Annotated in this window: 18 protein-coding genes; 17 read left to right on the plus strand and 1 reads right to left on the minus strand. The window is 58.5% G+C overall.

All coding sequences use genetic code 11. The features are described 5' to 3' along the window. The first annotated feature begins 15 nt into the window (after positions 1 to 15). From clpP to hemB, 17 genes are all read left to right on the plus strand, one after another. Positions 16 to 606: an ATP-dependent Clp endopeptidase proteolytic subunit ClpP gene (clpP, locus tag H7B67_RS07150; RefSeq protein ID WP_185119088.1), complete on the plus strand. Its 591-nt coding sequence runs from the start codon at positions 16 to 18 to the stop codon at positions 604 to 606. 12 nt (positions 607 to 618) lie between these two features. Beyond that, entirely contained in the window at positions 619 to 1,878 is a 1,260-nt protein-coding gene (gene clpX, locus H7B67_RS07155) for an ATP-dependent protease ATP-binding subunit ClpX (RefSeq protein ID WP_185119089.1), read from the plus strand. Positions 1,879 to 2,012: 134 nt separating this feature from the next. Continuing rightward, on the plus strand, positions 2,013 to 3,110 hold the full coding sequence (gene ispG, locus H7B67_RS07160; RefSeq protein WP_185119090.1) for a flavodoxin-dependent (E)-4-hydroxy-3-methylbut-2-enyl-diphosphate synthase: 1,098 nt from the start codon (positions 2,013 to 2,015) through the stop codon (positions 3,108 to 3,110). Between the two features lie 22 nt (positions 3,111 to 3,132). Continuing rightward, a complete protein-coding gene (locus tag H7B67_RS07165) occupies positions 3,133 to 3,636 on the plus strand; it encodes a PCYCGC motif-containing (lipo)protein (protein ID WP_185119091.1) in 504 nt (167 codons plus the stop codon). A 124-nt stretch (positions 3,637 to 3,760) separates the two neighbouring features. Continuing rightward, positions 3,761 to 4,363 carry a TetR/AcrR family transcriptional regulator gene (locus H7B67_RS07170; protein WP_185119092.1) on the plus strand — a complete coding sequence of 201 codons (603 nt, stop codon included), beginning with the start codon at positions 3,761 to 3,763 and terminating at the stop codon, positions 4,361 to 4,363. A gap of 15 nt (positions 4,364 to 4,378) precedes the next feature. Continuing rightward, positions 4,379 to 4,843: a DUF2269 family protein gene (locus H7B67_RS07175; RefSeq protein WP_185119093.1), complete on the plus strand. Its 465-nt coding sequence runs from the start codon at positions 4,379 to 4,381 to the stop codon at positions 4,841 to 4,843. 127 nt (positions 4,844 to 4,970) lie between these two features. Continuing rightward, positions 4,971 to 6,764, plus strand: coding sequence for an ATP-dependent protease LonB (gene lonB, locus H7B67_RS07180; RefSeq protein WP_185119094.1), 1,794 nt, complete (start codon positions 4,971 to 4,973; stop codon positions 6,762 to 6,764). A 187-nt stretch (positions 6,765 to 6,951) separates the two neighbouring features. Continuing rightward, entirely contained in the window at positions 6,952 to 9,387 is a 2,436-nt protein-coding gene (gene lon / locus H7B67_RS07185) for an endopeptidase La (RefSeq protein WP_185119095.1), read from the plus strand. Between the two features lie 18 nt (positions 9,388 to 9,405). Further along, positions 9,406 to 10,023 (plus strand): ribosome biogenesis GTP-binding protein YihA/YsxC, encoded by a 618-nt coding sequence (yihA, locus tag H7B67_RS07190; RefSeq protein WP_185119096.1) that lies wholly within the window; start codon positions 9,406 to 9,408, stop codon positions 10,021 to 10,023. A 180-nt stretch (positions 10,024 to 10,203) separates the two neighbouring features. Next, positions 10,204 to 10,794 (plus strand): non-ribosomal peptide synthetase module, encoded by a 591-nt coding sequence (locus H7B67_RS07195; RefSeq protein WP_185119097.1) that lies wholly within the window; start codon positions 10,204 to 10,206, stop codon positions 10,792 to 10,794. Positions 10,795 to 11,064: 270 nt separating this feature from the next. Continuing rightward, positions 11,065 to 11,463 carry an adenosylmethionine decarboxylase gene (gene speD / locus H7B67_RS07200; RefSeq protein ID WP_185119098.1) on the plus strand — a complete coding sequence of 133 codons (399 nt, stop codon included), beginning with the start codon at positions 11,065 to 11,067 and terminating at the stop codon, positions 11,461 to 11,463. A gap of 241 nt (positions 11,464 to 11,704) precedes the next feature. Then, on the plus strand, positions 11,705 to 13,114 hold the full coding sequence (gene hemA, locus H7B67_RS07205; RefSeq protein ID WP_185119258.1) for a glutamyl-tRNA reductase: 1,410 nt from the start codon (positions 11,705 to 11,707) through the stop codon (positions 13,112 to 13,114). Between the two features lie 46 nt (positions 13,115 to 13,160). After that, positions 13,161 to 13,985, plus strand: coding sequence for a cytochrome c biogenesis protein CcsA (gene ccsA / locus H7B67_RS07210; RefSeq protein ID WP_185119099.1), 825 nt, complete (start codon positions 13,161 to 13,163; stop codon positions 13,983 to 13,985). An 18-nt stretch (positions 13,986 to 14,003) separates the two neighbouring features. Beyond that, on the plus strand, positions 14,004 to 14,669 hold the full coding sequence (locus H7B67_RS07215) for a precorrin-2 dehydrogenase/sirohydrochlorin ferrochelatase family protein (RefSeq protein ID WP_185119100.1): 666 nt from the start codon (positions 14,004 to 14,006) through the stop codon (positions 14,667 to 14,669). Positions 14,670 to 14,734: 65 nt separating this feature from the next. Further along, complete coding sequence (hemC, locus tag H7B67_RS07220) at positions 14,735 to 15,673, plus strand: hydroxymethylbilane synthase (protein WP_185119101.1); 939 nt, start codon at positions 14,735 to 14,737, stop codon at positions 15,671 to 15,673. A gap of 3 nt (positions 15,674 to 15,676) precedes the next feature. Further along, on the plus strand, positions 15,677 to 17,209 hold the full coding sequence (gene cobA, locus H7B67_RS07225) for a uroporphyrinogen-III C-methyltransferase (protein ID WP_185119102.1): 1,533 nt from the start codon (positions 15,677 to 15,679) through the stop codon (positions 17,207 to 17,209). A gap of 63 nt (positions 17,210 to 17,272) precedes the next feature. After that, the gene (gene hemB, locus H7B67_RS07230) at positions 17,273 to 18,259 is read left to right on the plus strand and encodes a porphobilinogen synthase (RefSeq protein ID WP_185119103.1); all 987 of its coding nucleotides are present in this window, start codon (positions 17,273 to 17,275) and stop codon (positions 18,257 to 18,259) included. A 20-nt stretch (positions 18,260 to 18,279) separates the two neighbouring features. On the opposite strand, the gene H7B67_RS07235 is transcribed toward hemB, so the two are convergent. After that, on the minus strand, positions 18,280 to 18,942 hold the full coding sequence (locus H7B67_RS07235; RefSeq protein WP_185119104.1) for a Crp/Fnr family transcriptional regulator: 663 nt from the start codon (positions 18,940 to 18,942) through the stop codon (positions 18,280 to 18,282). Between the last annotated feature and the right edge of the window lie 23 nt (positions 18,943 to 18,965).

An 18,965-nucleotide genomic window follows, 5' to 3' on the forward strand; every position in this document is an offset into this window, starting at 1 on the left:
AAGAGGTTGGATCCCATGAATTTGGTACCTATCGTCGTCGAACAGACGAACCGCGGAGAACGCTCGTACGACATCTATTCCCGTCTGCTTAAAGACAGAATCATTTTTCTCGGAAGCGCAATAGATGACGATGTGGCCAATTCCATCATCGCCCAACTGCTTTTCTTGGCGGCAGATGATCCAGAGAAGGATATTAGCCTGTACATCAATTCTCCCGGCGGTTCCGTTACGGCCGGAATGGGAATATATGATACGATGCAATTCATCAAGCCGGACGTGAGCACGATCTGCGTCGGAATGGCCGCGAGCATGGGGTCCCTGCTCCTGACGGCCGGAGCGAAGGGCAAGCGGTTCGCTCTTCCGAACAGCGAGATCATGATTCATCAACCGCTTGGCGGCGTCAGAGGGCAAGCGGCAGACATCAAGATCCACGCCGACTGGATCATCAAGACCAAGGAGAAGCTAAACCGGATTTACGTCGAACGTACCGGTCAGTCTTACGAGACCATCGAGAAGGATACCGATCGCGACAACTTCATGAGCGCGGAGGATGCTTGCGCTTACGGGCTTGTCGATAAGGTCATCGCCTCCCCAATCAACGGATAAAGGAGTGATCCCATGGGATTCAAATTCAATGACGAGAAGGGCCAACTGAAGTGCTCCTTCTGCGGCAAATCTCAAGACCAAGTTCGCAAGCTGGTCGCCGGACCCGGCGTCTATATATGCGATGAATGCATCGAGCTGTGCACCGAGATCGTCGAAGAGGAACTGGGGCACGAAGAAGAGCTCGATCTGAAGGATATTCCGAAGCCGAAGGATATCCGCAATATTTTGGACCAATACGTCATCGGCCAGGAGCAAGCGAAGAAATCCCTCTCCGTAGCGGTTTACAACCACTACAAGAGAATCAATTCGCAGAGCAAGATCGAGGACGTCGAACTGCAGAAGAGCAACATCATGCTCGTAGGCCCGACGGGCTCCGGCAAGACGCTGCTCGCCCAGACGATGGCCAAGATTCTGAATGTTCCGTTCGCGATCGCCGACGCGACTTCCCTGACGGAAGCCGGATACGTAGGCGAAGACGTCGAGAACATTCTGCTTAAGCTTATTCAAGCGGCGGACTACGACGTGGAGAAGGCCGAACGCGGCATTATCTATATCGACGAGATCGACAAGGTCGCCCGCAAGTCCGAGAACCCGTCGATTACGCGCGACGTGTCCGGCGAAGGCGTCCAACAGGCGCTGCTGAAGATTCTGGAAGGAACGGTCGCTTCCGTACCTCCGCAAGGCGGACGCAAGCACCCTCATCAAGAGTTCATCCAGATCGATACGACGAACATTCTGTTCCTGTGCGGCGGCGCGTTCGACGGACTGGAGCAGATCATCAAGCGCCGGATCGGCAAGAAGGTCATCGGTTTCAATACCGGCGGCGAGGGCCAGAAGGATCTGAAGCCGGGAGAATATCTTTCTCTGGTTCAACCGGAAGACCTGCTGAAGTTCGGCCTGATTCCCGAGTTCGTCGGCCGTCTGCCTGTTATCTCCTCTCTCGAGCCTCTCGACGAGCCGGCGCTCGTGCGGATTCTGTCGGAGCCGAAGAACGCTCTCGTGAAGCAGTACCAGAAGCTTCTCGAGATGGATAACGTGAAGCTGGAATTCGAACAAGGCGCGCTCGAGGAGATCGCCCGCGAGGCGATCAAGCGCAATACGGGCGCCCGCGGTCTTCGCGCCATCATCGAAGGCTTCTTGCTCGAAGTGATGTACGAGATTCCTTCCCGCGAGGACGTGACCAGCTGCGTCATCACCGAGAAAGTGGTCCGCGACAAGATCGCTCCGGAGCTGACGACGAAGAAAGGCAAGAAAAAAGAAGAAAGCGCGTAAGATCAAGCGGGAGCTTCCGATAGAAGCTTAACTCTGCTGCCGGCTTACCTGCTTTAGAAAGCTGCCGGTTCCACCCCGAGCTCGTTCCCGCGAGCGGAGGGTGGGATTTGGCGTATACGGGGAGAATGGGAGACATGTATAGACGTACCGATACCGTTCCCGTCCGGGTGGGGAACCTGACGATAGGCGGGAACAACCAAGTTCTGCTTCAGAGCATGTGCACCACCAAGACGGCCGACGTCGCGGCTACCGTTGCCGAGATCAAGCGGCTGGAAGAGGCGGGCTGCCAGCTCGTCCGCGTCACGGTCAACAACAAGGAAGCGGCGGATGCGATCAAGGAGATCAAGAAGCAGATCAGCATTCCTCTCGTCGCCGATATTCATTTCGACTATCGCTTGGCTCTTTTGGCAATAGAGAACGGCATCGACAAGGTTCGGATCAACCCGGGCAACATCGGCCGCCGCGAGAAGGTAGAAGCCGTCGTCAAGGCGTGCAAGGAGAAGGGGATTCCGATCCGGATCGGCGTCAACGCCGGTTCCCTTGAAAACCATCTTCTGGAGAAGTACGGCTATCCGACGGCCGAAGCGATGGTGGAGAGCGCGCTGTTCCACATCGGCATCCTCGAGGAGCTGGACTTCCACGACATCATCGTATCCTTGAAGGCATCCGACGTCCCGATGGCAATCGAAGCTTACATGAAGGCGGCGGAGGTCATCAAATATCCTCTCCACCTCGGCATTACCGAAGCGGGAACGCTGTTCTCCGGAACGGTCAAGAGCGCGGCCGGCCTCGGCGTCCTCTTGAACGCGGGCATCGGCAACACGATGCGAATCTCCCTCAGCGCCGACCCGGTCGAAGAGATCAAGGTGGCCCGAGAGCTGCTGAAGACGTTCGGATTGATTACGGACGCTCCGACGCTGGTTTCCTGCCCGACGTGCGGCCGCCTGGACATCGACCTGTTCTCCGTGGCCAACGAAGTCGAAGAGTACCTATCCAAGCTGAAGGTGCCGATCAAGGTATCCGTGCTCGGCTGCGCCGTCAACGGACCGGGCGAAGCGAGGGAAGCGGATATCGGCATCGCCGGCGCTCGCGGAGAAGGCATGCTATTCCGTTACGGCGAGATGGTTCGCAAGATTCCGGAAGCGGAGCTGGTCTCCGAGCTGAAGAAAGAAATCGACCACATCGCTAAGGTATATGCGGAGACGGGAGAAATTCCGGGGCGCAAGCACTGAGAACGCGAAGGAGAACCGCGAAATGAAGAGTAAGCTGTTCTGGCTGCTGACGGGCTTCGCTCTGCTTCTCCTGCTTGCCGCATGCGGCGGCCAAGATGATAAATCCTCGTCGTCGAACCTAAGCGACAATCAGCATTTCCATGAGAATGGCGATCTTCGCGAAGAGACGGCTTCCTTGGCGGACATGCCCTCGTTCCTTGACGGAGAAGCCGAGTTGGTCGGGCTGTCGTACGCGGCGGCCGCCAAGCTGAAGGACACGCTGCAATACATTCCCTGCTATTGCGGCTGCGGCGATTCGGCCGGCCATAAGAGCAATCTGGACTGCTTTATCGCGGGAGTTCGCGAGGACGGATCCGTTGTCTGGGACGACCACGGCACCCGATGCGGCGTATGCCAGCATATCGCCATCCAATCCGCTCAGCTGAAGCAGCAGGGCAAGTCGGATTTGGAGATTCGCCGGTTTATCGACCAGAATTATTCGGAAGGCTACGCGGCTCCGACGGATACGCCGATGCCTCAGGCATAAACGCCATCGAAGACGATTCTTTATCCCGATAAAGAGTCGTCTTTTTTTGCTCATTTACAAACCGACCAACGGTCTGTTAAACTATAACTAACCTCAATTTTTCCCTGCAGACGAAGGAGATACCATGAAGAGAGAGCTGAAACGGGAACAAACCTTGCAGCTGCTGCTGAACACCACGCGAGAAATCGTTATGGAGAAGGGCTGCACGCGCACGACTTTAAGCGAGATCATGAAGCGTTCGGGCTTGTCGAAGGGGGCGATTTTCCACTATGTGAAGAGCAAGGACGAGCTGCTGGCGCTTGTGCTGCATTCGAGCACGGAAGAAACGGACCGGAGGTTCAACGAGACGATCGAGAATGGCGACCGTTCCTTCGAAGGGCCGATGAACGTCATCGCGAGCAATCTCGCCCAGCTGATGCGGGCGAACGATCCATCCAACGATATTTTCCGGTACATGATCGGAAGAAGCGAGGAGCCGTTCGTTCAAGAGCTGCTGTCGAATTATTACGCCCGGACCGTGACGGCATCCGCCCAATGGATCGAGAGAGGCCAGAGCGAAGGGGTTATCCCGTCCTCGGTCGACGCCCGCGTTACGGCGGAGCTGTTTGTCTTGCTGGCGCTTGGCGCCCGGGTGCGCAGCGGATTGCCTTCGCTTGGAGAATCGGCCATCGCCCCGCAGGACTTCGGCCGGTTCATGACGAATACGCTGCAGATTCCAACCAAATGACAAGGAGCGATGATGATGGGCGTTCTGCTTACCTTGCACGTGCTCGGAGCCATTTTGTTTGTCGGCAATATCGTAACGGCGGCCTTCTGGCAAACGATGGCGGACGTCGGCGGGAATCCGGCGGCGATTCATCAAGCGTCCAAATTCGTCATGAAGGCGGATTGGGCGTTCACCTTGCCGGGACTCGCGCTCCTCGTGGTGACGGGAGGCCTTATGGCGGAGCGAGGAGGCTATTCGATGGGGGGATGGAATTGGTTGACGCTTTCCCTGGCGCTCTTCGCGTTGACGGGAATTTTGTGGGCAGCCTTCCTCATCCCGCTCCAACGCAAGATGATCCGTTTAAGCGCGGATGCCGTCCATTCCGGCGTCATCCCGGCCGCTTACCGCCAGGTCTCCAGGAACTGGGCGATCTTCGGATCGGTCGCGACGCTTCTGCCGGTCGCCAATCTCATTCTGATGGTGATCAAGCCCGTCATTTAAGGGTTTCCATGACTATATCCGCCGGGATTCGGGCAATACTACCATGTAGTAGCCCGGGTACCGGTTTTTTTATAATTGCCGCAACAGCCGCCGATCGAAGAGGCCGCACGGAAAGGATGGGATAGGATTGACTTTGGGTTCGCTTCTTATGTTGGTTCAAGTGTTCTTTGCCGTGGTGATCGGCATTTACTTCTGGAATCTGCTTCGCAATCAGAAAAGCAACCGTACGGCCGTGGACCGCGAATCCCGCAAGGAGATGGACAAGCTGCGCAAGCTTCGTTCGATCTCGCTGACGAAACCTTTGTCCGAGAAAACCCGCCCCGCCAACATGAACGACATCGTAGGGCAGAAGGAAGGCTTAAGGGCTCTCAAGGCCGCATTATGCAGCGGCAATCCGCAGCACGTCATCGTCTACGGACCGCCGGGAGTAGGCAAAACGGCGGCGGCTCGCGTCGTTTTGGAGGAGGCTAAGAAGAACCCGGCTTCGCCTTTCCGGTTGGACGCGAAGTTCACGGAGATCGACGCGACGACCGCCCGCTTCGACGAGCGGGGAATCGCGGACCCGCTTATCGGCTCCGTGCACGATCCGATCTATCAAGGCGCGGGAGCGATGGGGGTCGCCGGAATTCCTCAGCCGAAGCCGGGCGCGGTCACCAAGGCTCACGGCGGCATTCTCTTTATCGACGAGATCGGCGAGCTGCACCCTATCCAGATGAACAAGCTGCTCAAGGTTCTGGAGGATCGCAAGGTGTATCTCGAGAGCGCCTACTATCATGCGGAGGACCCGAATATTCCGCTCTACATCCATGATATTTTCCAGAACGGCCTGCCCGCGGACTTCCGGCTCGTCGGAGCGACGACAAGGTCGCCGAACGAGCTGCCCCCGGCGCTGAGAAGCCGATGCATGGAGATTTACTTCCGTCCGCTGCTGCCGTCCGAGATCGGTCAGATCGCCGAGAACGCCATCGCGAAGATCGGCTTCCCGCCCCAGCCGGAGGCGGTGGAGGTCGTTAAGCATTACGCGACGAACGGGCGCGAAGCGGTCAATATCATTCAGCTCGCTGCAGGGCTGGCCCTGTCGGAGAACCGTCAAGGTCTTGCCGCTTCCGACGTGGAATGGGTCGTCAACAGCAGCCAGCTCTCTCCGCGGCCGGATCGCAAAATCCCTTCCGAGCCGCAGGTGGGCCTCGTCAACGGCCTTGCCGTATACGGCCCGAGCATGGGAGCCCTGCTCGAGATCGAAGTGACCGCCATGCCCGCCGCCTTGGGCAAGGGGCAAACCACGATCACCGGAGTCGTCGACGAAGAGGAGCTCGGCGGCGGCCAACGCACCCTTCGCCGCAAGAGCATGGCCAAGGGCTCCGTGGATAACGTGCTGACCATCGTGCGCAAATTCGGCCTGCGTCCGGAGAATTACGATCTTCACGTCAACTTCCCCGGAGGAACGCCGGTGGACGGTCCTTCAGCCGGAATCGCGATGGCGGTGGCGATCGCGTCGGCCATCACGGGCCGTCCGGTAGACAACAAGCTGGCGATGACGGGCGAGATCAGCATTCACGGCCGCGTGAAGCCGGTTGGCGGCGTCATCGCCAAGGTGGAGGCGGCGTTCCAGGCAGGGGCCGAGACGGTGCTTATTCCGAAGGAGAATTGGCAGGCGATCTTCGAAGGGCTGGAGGGAGTGAAGGTCGTTCCGGTCGAGACGATCGAGGAAGTGTTCACCCATATCTTCGGGGACTCCATCGTCGGCGTCGCGAACAAGGAAGAGGCGGAGCGCCCGCTTGCTCCGGATACCTTCGCCTCCGCGCCGATCTCCGTCCTCCATGCCGGAGGCTTCGCGTCTCAAGGCGAGCTCGCCGCCCCGGCGATTTACCCGCCGGGAGGCGGCGGAAGCGCTCCGGCCGGAACTCCGGCGCCGGGGTGACCCGCGCCGGACGAATCGAATATCCGATCAGCCAATGGGAAGGGACCAAGCAGCCGCTTCAAGCCGCTTGGTCCTTCTCGCGGTTACGGGTGCGGACGAGCCTTTTTGCGACTGCCGATAACATTTGATACAATGACTGAAGTACCTAGTCTCTAGCCATTTATTACATCTTTGGAGGTGTCGGATCATGGGTTCTACTAAATCCAAAAGCCGTACCCTGCCCCTGCTGCCCTTGAGAGGGCTCCTAGTCTACCCTAGCATGGTGCTGCATCTTGATGTCGGACGGGAGAAATCGGTCAAAGCGCTGGAGCAATGCATGATTGACGACCACATGATCCTGCTCTGTTCCCAGTCGGAAGTGAACATCGAAGAGCCGACGCAAGAGGACATCTATAAGATCGGCACGATCGCTAAAGTCAGACAGATGCTCAAGCTGCCTAATGGAACGATTCGCGTACTGGTTGAAGGGGTCATCCGTGCGGAGATCGAACAATATTTGCCGAACGATCAATTTTACGAGGTCGTCGCCAAGGAGCTGACGGAACAGCTCGGCTCGGACTCGGAGCTGGACGCGTTGATGCGCGCCGTGCTGAGCCAATTCGAGAATTACATCAACCTCTCGAAGAAGGTGACTCCCGAGACGCTCGCCGCCGTATCCGACATCGAGCAGCCGGGCCGCCTCGCCGACGTCATTACCAGCCATCTCTCGCTCAAGATCAAAGACAAGCAGGAGATTCTGGAGACGGTGGACGTTCATAAACGTTTGGAGAAGCTTCTGGACTTCCTGAACAACGAGAGAGAAGTTCTCGAGCTGGAACGCAAGATCAGCCAGCGCGTGAAGAAGCAGATGGAGAAGACGCAGAAGGAATATTACCTTCGCGAGCAGATGAAGGCCATTCAGAAGGAGCTTGGCGAGAAGGAAGGCCGGGCCGGAGAGGTCGAGGAGCTGCGCAACCAGCTCGAGGAAGCGGACCTGCCGGAGAAGATCGCGGCCAAGGTCGAGAAGGAAATCGACCGCTTAGAGAAAATGCCCGCGTCTTCCGCGGAAGGAGGAGTCATTCGCACGTACGTGGAATGGCTGCTGGCCCTTCCTTGGAACAAGGAGACGGAAGACCATCTCGATATCGCGAATGCCGAGAAGCTTCTGGCCGAAGAGCATTACGGACTCGACAAGCCGAAGGAGCGGGTGCTGGAATACTTGGCCGTGCAGCAGCTGGTCAAGAAGCTCAAAGGGCCGATCCTCTGCCTCGCGGGGCCTCCGGGGGTCGGCAAGACGTCCCTCGGCCGTTCCATCGCGAAGTCCCTCGGCCGGGAGTTCGTGCGCATCTCCCTCGGCGGTGTAAGGGACGAAGCGGAGATTCGCGGCCATCGCCGCACCTATGTCGGCGCGATGCCGGGACGCATCATCCAAGGCATGCGCACGGCGGGCACGCAGAACCCGGTGTTCCTGCTCGACGAGATCGACAAGATGGCAATGGACTTCCGCGGGGACCCGGCGTCCGCGATGCTCGAAGTGCTGGATCCGGAGCAGAACTCCACGTTCAGCGATCACTACATCGAGATGCCGTTCGATCTCTCGAAGGTCATGTTCATCACGACGGCGAATGCCGTGCACCAGATCCCGCGGCCGCTTCTCGACCGGATGGAGGTTCTCTACATTCCGGGCTATACCGAACTCGAGAAGAAGGAGATCGCCGCGAAGCATCTGCTGCCTAAGCAGATCAAGGACCACGGGCTGCAGCCGGATCAGCTGACCCTCGATACGGACGTGCTGATGACGCTCATTCGCGATTACACCCGCGAAGCGGGCGTGCGGAACCTGGAGCAGCAGTTGGCCGCGATCTGCCGGAAGGCGGCGAAGGAGATCGTCGCGAATCCGGATTCGGCTCCGATCTCGGTGGACGAGGCGAAGCTCAGAGAGTACCTTGGCCCGTCCAAGTACCGTTACGGAATGGCCGAGATCGAGGATCAGATCGGCGCCGTCACGGGCCTCGCTTGGACCGAAGTCGGCGGAGACACGCTCGTGATCGAAGTCACGGTCATGCCGGGAAGCGGCAAGCTTACGCTGACGGGCAAGCTGGGGGACGTCATGAAGGAATCCGCGCAGGCGGCCTTCAGCTACATTCGCAGCCGCTCGAAGGAGTGGGGCATCGATCCCCAGTTCCACGAGAAGAACGATATCCACATTCATATTCCGGAAGGAGCCATTCCGAAGGACGGACCGTCTGCCGGCATCACGATGGCAACGGCTCTCGTATCCGCCCTCACGGGCTTGCGGGTCAACCGCGAAGTCGCGATGACCGGAGAAATCACGCTCCGCGGGCGCGTGCTGCCGATCGGCGGGCTCAAAGAGAAGTCTCTCGCCGCACACCGCGCGGGCATCAAGAAGGTGCTGTTCCCGAAGGATAACGAGCGGGACTTGCGGGACATTCCCGACAGCATCAAAGAAGAAATGACGTTCGTGCCGGTCGCCCACTTGGACGAGGTTCTGATCCATGCCTTGTCCGATCCGCTCCCTAATCATCCGGAGGGTGACGACGACGCTTCCCTCTCGGCGGAGAACGTGGCCCTTGGCGGCGCGGCGGGCGAAGCCGAAGACGTGCCGCCTCTTGGCGCTCATTGACAGGAGACATACACCCTTATGAAAATCAAATCCAGCGAGTTTGTCATCAGCGCGGTAAGTCCGAAGCAGTATCCGGACGAAGGCCTGCCGGAGATCGCTCTGGCAGGCCGGTCGAACGTGGGCAAATCCTCGCTGATCAACAAAATGCTGCTGCGCAAGAACCTGGCCCGGACAAGTTCCCAGCCGGGGAAGACGCAGCAGCTCAACTATTACCGCATCAATGAAGAGCTGTTCTTCGTGGACGTTCCCGGTTACGGCTACGCGAAGGTATCCAAGTCGGAGCGGGAAGCTTGGGGTCGTATGATCGAGAAGTACATGACGGAGCGCGAGCCGCTGAGGCTCGTGCTTCAGCTTGTCGATCTGAGGCATCCGCCGACCGCGCTGGACGTCTCGATGTACGAATGGCTGTCCCACTACGATATTCCGATATGCGTCGTGGGTACGAAAGCGGACAAGCTTACGAAGAATCAGATGCCGAAGCATGCCAAGATCGTGCGGGAGACGCTGGGCATGCCCAAGAGTCAGCCGCTTGTCCTTTTCTCCTCGGAAACGGGCATGGGAAGGGACGAATTATGGAGCATTATCGAGCAAGCGGCAGATTTGAGCCGTGAAACCCCCGCGGAAACCGCAGAATGACCCGCAGGAAAGCGAGGATAACGGTTAATTGCTCGAGGAAAATCAGGGAGAATTCGATTTTTAAGCGTTTATCCTTAAAAATCGCGGCTCGGGGGCAAGAAACGTTCTTGGAATTATCGTATAATTATGAGGAATCAAACGATAAAACCCTGTAGCAAATGGAATTGAGGAGATTTTTTTATGGCTGAGCGAGTGGCCACGGAGTATATCAACGCGAACCTGAAGCTAACGGAAGCCGAAATGCCCGCTCTCTTCGCCCTGAGCGAGTCCCAGCAATTGCGCTTGCAAGTGTTCGTATTGGATACGGGGAATCACGAGCTGGTTCTCCAAGACGACACCGAAGGAGAATCGCTGCGCTTGAACTTCGAGCGTGTGGACGGAATGTACGTATGCGTCCTGTCCTGCCGAGTCTTCAAGCCGAAGCTGACGGGATTCCTTCGCAAGCTCGTATCGACCTTTAAGGGAGATGCGGTCGTCAATCGAATTTATACCGGCTTTACGATGGTCTACCATTATATTCAAGGCAAGGTCGTTCGGATCGCGGAATGCAAAGGGGATGCGGTTCGCACCGTATTCGAGCAACGCAACGCGCTCGGCCTGATGGAAGAGCAATTCAAACGCCGCAACGTGGAGCAAGAGATCGGAATCGTTCGCGGGGCGGTCAACGAGCTGCTGGATAGGCGGAATCAAGCCGGCTCGGCTCAAGAGATCGACGAGATCGACGAGCGGTTGAAGCATCACAGCCGGCTGCTGTTCGCCCTTGAAGCTTAAGCCTATATTTATGGAATGGAAGCCTGCCCGAATCGACGGGCGGGCTTCCGTTTGTTAACGGCGGATTATATGTGATAATGCCTGAAAAAAGGGGTTGCAAATCGGGCTGAGAGATGTTATTTTTATTGTCGTTGACAACACAATAGGAACCAGGATTCACTCAGGAACGGATTGCGATGAGAATGCAAATTCCCTCGAGAAGTGAATGACGTAGGTCCTAGCGGATGAAATCAGTTACACATTTTATTCCTAGGAAGGGGGAACCGAAAGGTGGAATACTCGACTTTCGGACGACACGTTGCGGTTGATACTTGGGGGGTCGATTTTGACCTGCTGAACGACGCAGAAGTCCTGCAATCGCACATGGTTGAAGCAGCTGAAGCTTGCGGCGCGACCGTACTCTCGGTTCAAGCCAAGCAATTCGAGCCGCAAGGCGCAACGGTTCTCGTCATGCTGTCGGAAAGCCATCTCTCCATTCACACGTATCCTGAAAGAGGCTTCGCCGCAATCGATTGCTATACGTGCGGCGAGACGGTTGATCCCCAACTCGCGATCGACTACTTGGTTAGCGTGCTTAAACCGACTAGCGCTCATGCCAAGAAGCTTGTGCGCGGCCTCGGGGAAATGAAGGTCGAAGATCCGGACATGAAGCTGGTCGAGTTGGTCTGATCCAGCCTTATTGAAGCAGCGAATCAAACAAGCCATGGGGATTTCCTATGGCTTTTTATAATGCGGTTCGAGCCGCGTTTCGAATAGGATTTGCCTATCTCGACAACAATAGGTAAAATACGGGAGCCGGCGTTCGCAAACTTTTCATAAAACCTTCATGACGCGCGCGGCAACTATGCTATAATAAAGAAAGTGATTTGCTTGCGCGCAGCTACTCTTACGGAAAGGCAGGTGAATGTCCTTGCATTTGATCGTGGTCGGCTTGAATTACCGAACGGCGCCCGTCGAAGTCCGGGAGAAGTTCGCGTTATCGGAGCAGGACCTTCCTCAAGCGCTGAAGGCACTGAAGCGCACGATGGGCATTCTCGAAGGAGTCATCGTGGCTACCTGCAACCGTACGGAGATTTATGCTGTCGTCGACCGGCATACTTTGTGCGGACATTTTATTCGCTCCTTCATGGAGCAATGGTTTAACGTTCCCCGGATGGAATTCAATCCTTATTTGTTCATGTACGAGGACGACCGAGCGATCGATCATCTGTTCAAGGTCGCCTGCGGCCTCGATTCCATGGTGATCGGCGAGACGCAGATTCTCGGACAAGTGAAGGACGCGTTCCTGCTGGCCCAACAGCAAGGGGCGACCGGCACGTTGTTCAATAAGCTGTTTAAGCAAGCCATTACCGTGGCCAAGAGAGCCCACAGCGAGACGTCGATCGGCGAGAGCGCCGTCTCCGTCAGCTATGCGGCCGTCGAGCTCGGCAAACGGATCTTCGGACGGTTCGACAACAAGAAGGTCATGATTCTCGGCGCGGGGAAGATGAGCGAGCTGACGGCCCGCCACCTCAGCTCGAACGGAGCCAAAGAGGTTTGGGTCGTCAACCGCACGTTCTCCCGGGCGGTAGAGCTGGCGGACAAGTTTGACGGGCTGGCCGTACCGCTCGACGACGCGATGGAGAGGCTGCGGGAAGCCGACATCATCATCAGCAGCACCGGCGCGAATCGCTATATGCTGGATAAGGACAGCGTCGAGAAAGCGATGCTGAAGCGGAAGGGCAAACCGATGTTCTTGATCGATATCGCCGTTCCGCGCGACATCGACCCGGCGATCGCCGGCCTGCCGAACGTGTATCTCTACGATATCGACGATCTGGAGGGAATCGTGGAGACGAACATTATGAAGCGCAAGCAGGAAGCGGCCCTTATCGAGTCTATGATCGGCGAAGAGAGAGAGGCTTACCGCCAGTGGTACGCGACGCTGGGCGTGGCTCCGCTCATTCGCGGCTTGCAGGAGAAGACGGCTTCCGTTCACGAACGAACGATGGAAAGCCTGCTTCGCAAGCTGCCTGAACTGGACGAACATCAGATCAAGGTGATCGGCAAGCTGACCAAGAGCATGCTTAATCAAGTCATTCACGATCCGATCCTGAAGGTCAAGGAGATGTCCGCGGAGAAGCGCGGGGAAGCCGTCATGGAGACCTTCACCGAGCTGTTCGGCTTGGAAGAGGACGTCGAACGTCTGAAGGCGGAGATGAATGCGCAGGAGAAAGCCCGCACGGCCGGCAACCCCGCGAGCAAAGAAGCGAAGCCTGGCGAGAAGCCGACTTCCGGCGCCGCCTCCTTGCTCTCCCAGTTAGCCGGAGCGCTTCGCTGAATGAAGCGTCTGACATCCCGTGAAGGGACACGGGAGGGACTCTCGAATGCTGACGAACGATTGGTTAACCGATGCCGTATTGTATATTTATGCCCTGAGCCTGCTGTTTTTCGTCTCCGACGTTGCCTATGGCAACCGGAGCGGAAGACGGATAGGAACAGGGCTGCTTGTTTTCGCCTGGATCCTTCAGACGTTCTTCCTGCTCGATCTGCTTATCCGGCATCTGGACAACCCGGACGTCACGTTTCGGGAATACGTCTTCTTCGTTTCTTGGATTCTGTTATCGGTATCGTTCGTTATCGACCTCTTCTTCAAGGCGCAAATTCTCGTGCTGCTCGTCAACGTCGTTGCGTTCGCGGTGTTCCTGGTCAATCTGCTGGGACGGACGCAGAGAAGCGGGGCGTCGCTGGCATCGGGCGAAGTGGCTCACCGGCTGATGATCATCCACGTGGCCTTGATTACGCTGGCTTTCGTAGTGCTGACGATATCGGCCTTGCTGGCCGGCATGCACTTGTTCCTGAACGAGCGGCTTAAGAAGAAGAGGTTCGGGACCATCCTTACGAAAATGCCGAGCCTGGAGACGCTGGACAAGTTCATCTTCCACTCGAGCATTGTCGGCGTCCCGCTGCTGCTGCTCTCCTTGTCCACGGGGACGGCGGCCTTCCTGCTGGAGGAACGTTACTCCCGGATCTTCGATCTTAGGGTGCTGCTGTCTTTCGCGGCCGTGGCCATGTATATCCTGTACCTCGTTCGCAAGGGAACCAATCCCAATATCGGCACGAAGGGGGCGCGCTGGAATCTGTACGGCTACCTGCTGCTCATCGTCGGCTTCTTCGCGAGCTCGCTGTCCGATTTCCACAATTGGCTGTAGGCAAAAGGAGTGGGAGATATGGCATCCGGTTATCCGGTCGTGCTGAGCTTGGCGAATCGGTTATGCGTCGTTGCGGGAGGCGGCTCGGTCGCGGAGAGGAAGGCGGCCGGCTTGCTGGAGGCGGGGGCGAACGTTCACGTCATCGCGCCGAGGTTGACGCCGCGGCTTAAGGAATGGGGCGCCGCCGGCAAGCTTAGAGCGACCGAACGAGCGATCGAGGCGGACGATCTGGAAGGCGCGGCGCTGCTGTTCGCGGCAACGGACAGGCCGGACGTCAACCGTTCCATCGCGGAGGAAGCCAGGGCTCGGGGGATTCCGGTGAATCTGGCCGACCAAGGCGAAGCCGGAGACTTCGTTACGCCGGCGGTCGTTCGCCGGGGGCGGCTCGTCTTCGCCGTGAGCGCTTCGGGAGCGGGCCCGGCGTTCGCGGCCCGGCTCGCCGCGGAGCTGTCGGAGCGCTACGGGGAAGAGTACGAATCGCTGGCGGAGCAGCTCTACAAGCTTCGCCGCGCGGCGCTCTCGTCCGTGAGCGACCCGGCGGAGCGAAGGAAGCTGCTGCAAGCATCCGCCTCCGACGCGGCTCTCGAGCTGTGGAAGAAGTGTCCGGAAGATTCAGCGGGGGAGGTCCTTCTCTCCAAGCTAAAAGAATTGGCAAGAGATAGGCACGATCAAGACTTATCTTGACTCAAGAACGGCGGCGGAGCTATTGCATTGCCGGCGATCATATACACCACTTACAGGAGGACGCCATGCGTACCATTATCGTAGGAAGCCGCCAGAGCGCGCTTGCCATGACCCAGACCGGGCAGACGATCGACCGAATGAAGGAAGCCTGCGCGGCCGCGGGACTGGATTACCGATTCGAAGTGAAGCCGATCGTTACGCGCGGCGACCGCATTCTGGACGTGACGCTGTCCAAGGTAGGAGGCAAGGGACTGTTCGTCAAGGAGATCGAACAGGCTTTGCTCGAAGGAGAGATAGACTGCGCTATTCATAGCATGAAGGATATGCCGTTCGATCTTCCGGAAGGGCTGACCATCGGGGCGGTTCCCAAGCGGGAGGATCCCCGCGACGTCTTGATCAGCTTGCATTCCTATACCCTCCGGAATCTGCCTCAAGGCGCCAAGGTGGGAACGAGCAGCCTGCGCCGCGGCGCGCAGCTGAAGGCCAAACGCCCCGATCTTCGGATCGAATCGCTGCGCGGCAATATCGATACCCGGCTTAAGAAGCTCGAGACGGAAGGCTTCGACGCGATCCTGCTCGCCGCGGCGGGAATGCGCCGGATGGGCTGGGGAGACCGGATCACGGCGTTCATCGAGCCGGAGGACTGCCTGCCCGCCGTCGGACAAGGCGCCCTCGCCATCGAATGCCGCGAGAACGATTCCGAGGTCATGGCCATGCTCGCGCTGCTCAACGATCCGAAGACGGAGCGCGCGGTTCGCGCGGAACGCCGCTTCCTGGGCTTGCTGAACGGAGGCTGCCAGGTGCCGATCGGCGCCTATGCCGAAGCCGAATCGGGAGAGGAGCAATCGACGGTCAGGCTGACGGCGATGGTCGCTTCTCCGGACGGCGCGACCGTGCTGCGGACGGAAGCGGCAGGTACCGACCCGCTGGAGGTCGGAAGCCGGGCGGCTAGGGAGTTGCTGGCGCGAGGCGCCGGCCGAATTCTGGACGAAGCGAGGGAGTAGCCGATGCCTGTTGGCAAAGTATATTTGGTAGGGGCGGGTCCCGGAGATCCGAAGCTGATCACGGTGCGAGGGCTTGAAGCCCTCCAGCGCTCCGAGGTCGTCGTCTACGACCGGCTGGCGGGGCCGCAGCTTCTGAGCCGGATTCCGGATCATGTCGAGAGAATTTACGTCGGCAAGCGGCCCGACCGGCACACGATGAAGCAGGAGGAGATCAATCATCTGCTGGTCGATCTGGCTCTGCAAGGCAAGACGGTCTGCCGCCTCAAGGGAGGAGATCCGACCGTCTTCGGGCGGGTCGGCGAAGAAGCGGGCCTGCTTAAGCAGAACGGGATCGCCTATGAGATCGTTCCGGGAATTACCTCCGCGATCGCCGTGCCGGCCTATGCCGGGATTCCGGTCACCCATCGCGAGCTGGCTTCCTCGTTCTCCGTCGTTACGGGGCATGAGAGCCCGGACAAGCTGGACCGTTCCATCCATTGGGATAAAGTGACCAACGCGACGGGGACGCTGCTCTTCCTGATGGGCGTAGCCAAGATCGGCTATATCAGCGAGCAGCTGATCAAGCACGGGCGGCCGCCCGAGACGCCGGTGGCGCTTGTCCGGTGGGGCACGAGAGCGGAGCAGGCGACGCTGGTCGGGACGCTTCAAGACATCGAGAAGAAGGTTCGGGAGGCGAACTTCCAGCCGCCTGCCGTCATCGTCGTCGGCGATGTGGTCAAGCAGCGGGAAGAATTGCAGTGGATCGAGAGCAAGCCGCTGTTCGGCCGCCGAATTCTCGTCACTCGCGCCCGTTCCCAAGCGAGCGAGCTTGCGGACCGCATCGACGAGCTCGGAGGCGAGCCTTACGAATTCCCGGTGATCGAGACCCGGCTCCCGGATCGACCGGAGACCGTTGAAGCCATCCGAACCGCGATAAGCGAAGCGGAGTCCTACGATTGGGTCATTCTGACCAGCGTCAACGGAGTCGAGTTTTTCTTCCGGTGGCTGGAGCTGACCGGCACCGATATTCGCCGCTTCCACCGGGCCGAATTCGCGGCCGTCGGTCCGAAGACGGCGGAGGCTCTGAGGAAAAGAGGAATCGTCCCGTCCGCCTTGCCGGAGAGGTTCCGTGCGGAGAGCTTGCTGGATAGCTTGGGAGAACGAGTGAAGGCGGGGCAGAAAGCGCTGCTTCCGCGCGGAGATTTGGCTCGCGAGCTCCTTCCGAGAGAACTCGAAGCCCTTGGCGTGGAATCCGTCTCCCTGGACGTCTACGAGACGGTACCGGCGGGACGGAAGGACGAGTTCCTTCTGGAGATGCTCCAAGAGGGCGGAATTCACGCGATTACTTTTACCAGCTCCTCTACCGTTATCAACCTGCTGGCGGCGCTGCGGGAGATGGGAGTGGAAGAGCCGGCCGAACTGCTTGCCGGGACAAAGATCGCCTGCATCGGGCCCGTTACGGCCAAGACGGCGGAGGAGAACGGGCTGGCGGTTACCGTCCGCGCGGAGTCTTACACCCTTGACGGCCTTGTTCAGGCCCTTATCGAATACTGCTGATCAACCGGACTCATTTGTCGCTGCAAGGACTCGATTTACTAGATATTCAAGGAGATGAATGGCATGAATTTTCCAACGGTTCGCCATCGCCGCTTGCGCAATTCCGCCGCGATGCGCAGCTTGGTGCGCGAGAATTATTTGCACGTCAACGATCTGATCGCGCCGATCTTCGTCATCTACGGCGAAGGGGTCAAAAACGAGATTCCTTCCATGCCGGGCGTCTATCAATGGTCGATCGACCGCCTGGAGGAAGAGGTTCGCGAGCTCGTGGAGGCGGGAATCCAAGCGGTGCTTCTGTTCGGGATTCCGGAGCATAAGGACAGCGTGGGATCGGGGGCATACGGAGAGGACGGAATCGTTCAGCAAGCGACCCGCAAGATCAAGGAGATCGCGCCGGAGCTGCTCGTTATCGCCGATACGTGCCTGTGCGAATTTACGGATCACGGCCACTGCGGAGTCGTACACCATAAGCCGAGAGAGGCCGTTGTCGACAACGACGAATCGCTCGAGCTGCTCGTCCGCACGGCCGTTTCTCAAGCGGAAGCCGGCGCCGACATCATCGCTCCGTCCAACATGATGGACGGCTTCGTCGCCGCTATTCGCGCGGGGCTGGACGAAGCCGGCTTCGAGCACATCCCGATTCTCTCGTACGCGGTGAAGTACTCGTCCGCCTATTACGGTCCTTTCCGCGAGGCGGCGCAATCGGCTCCGCAATTCGGGGATCGCAAAACCTACCAGATGGACCCGGCGAACGCCCGGGAGGCGCTTCGCGAAGCGCAATCCGATGTCGACGAGGGCGCGGATATGCTCATGGTGAAGCCGGGACTCGCTTATTTGGATATTCTGAGGCTGCTGAAGGACAGATTCGATCTGCCGGTGGCCGTCTACAACGTCAGCGCGGAGTATTCGATGGTCAAGGCGGCCGCTCTGCAGGGCTGGATCGACGAGCGCGCGATCGTGCTCGAGACGCTCACGGGCATGAAGCGGGCGGGAGCGGACATGATCATTACTTACCATGCGAAGGACGCGGCCCAATGGCTTAAGGCTTAATCGTTAGAAGCTTCGATCGCTTAAGTGCGCAGCTTGTCCAGATGCAGGACGTATTCGAGAGGGCTGATTCGCAGGACTCCCTTATACTCGAGCTCGAGCAGCACTTCGTTAAGCACGGATTTGGTCACGCCGGCCATCTGGGACAATTCGTCGCGGTTGAGGGCGACTCGGATCGAGATGGAGGAGCCTTCCCGGCGGCCGTGCTTGTTCGCGAGCAGGATCAAATTCTTGACGATGCGGGTACGTTCGTCCAGGAAGGTCAGGTCGTTCACGTGCTCGTTGGTGACCCGCAGCCGCTTGCTCAGCTCTTTCAGGATGCTTTGCGTGATATCGAAATGATTCCGTAGCAGCTCCAAGAAATTATCGCTCGAAATTTCAAGGACGAGAGTCGTCTCCAGCGTCTGGGCGGATGCCGAGCGCGGGCGGCCGTCGAGCAGCGCGAGCTCGCCGAAGCTTTCCCCGTCCGCCATGACGGTGAGAACCTTCTCTTCTCCGTTCGCGCTTCTGCTGTAAATTTTGATCGAGCCGCTGAGAATGACATAGAATTTGTCGCCGTATTCCTTCTCGTGGAAAAGAACGGTGCCGACGGGAATCGAGCGTTTGGTCGCGATCCGGAGCACGTGCTCGAGCTGTTCGTCCGTTAATCCGTCGAATAGCGATACTTTGCGGAGCCACTGAATCATAGGCAATTACCTCCTCGGGTGTA

This window comes from Cohnella thailandensis (genome assembly GCF_014212135.1).
Taxonomy (GTDB): Bacteria; Bacillota; Bacilli; order Paenibacillales; family Paenibacillaceae; genus Cohnella; species Cohnella thailandensis.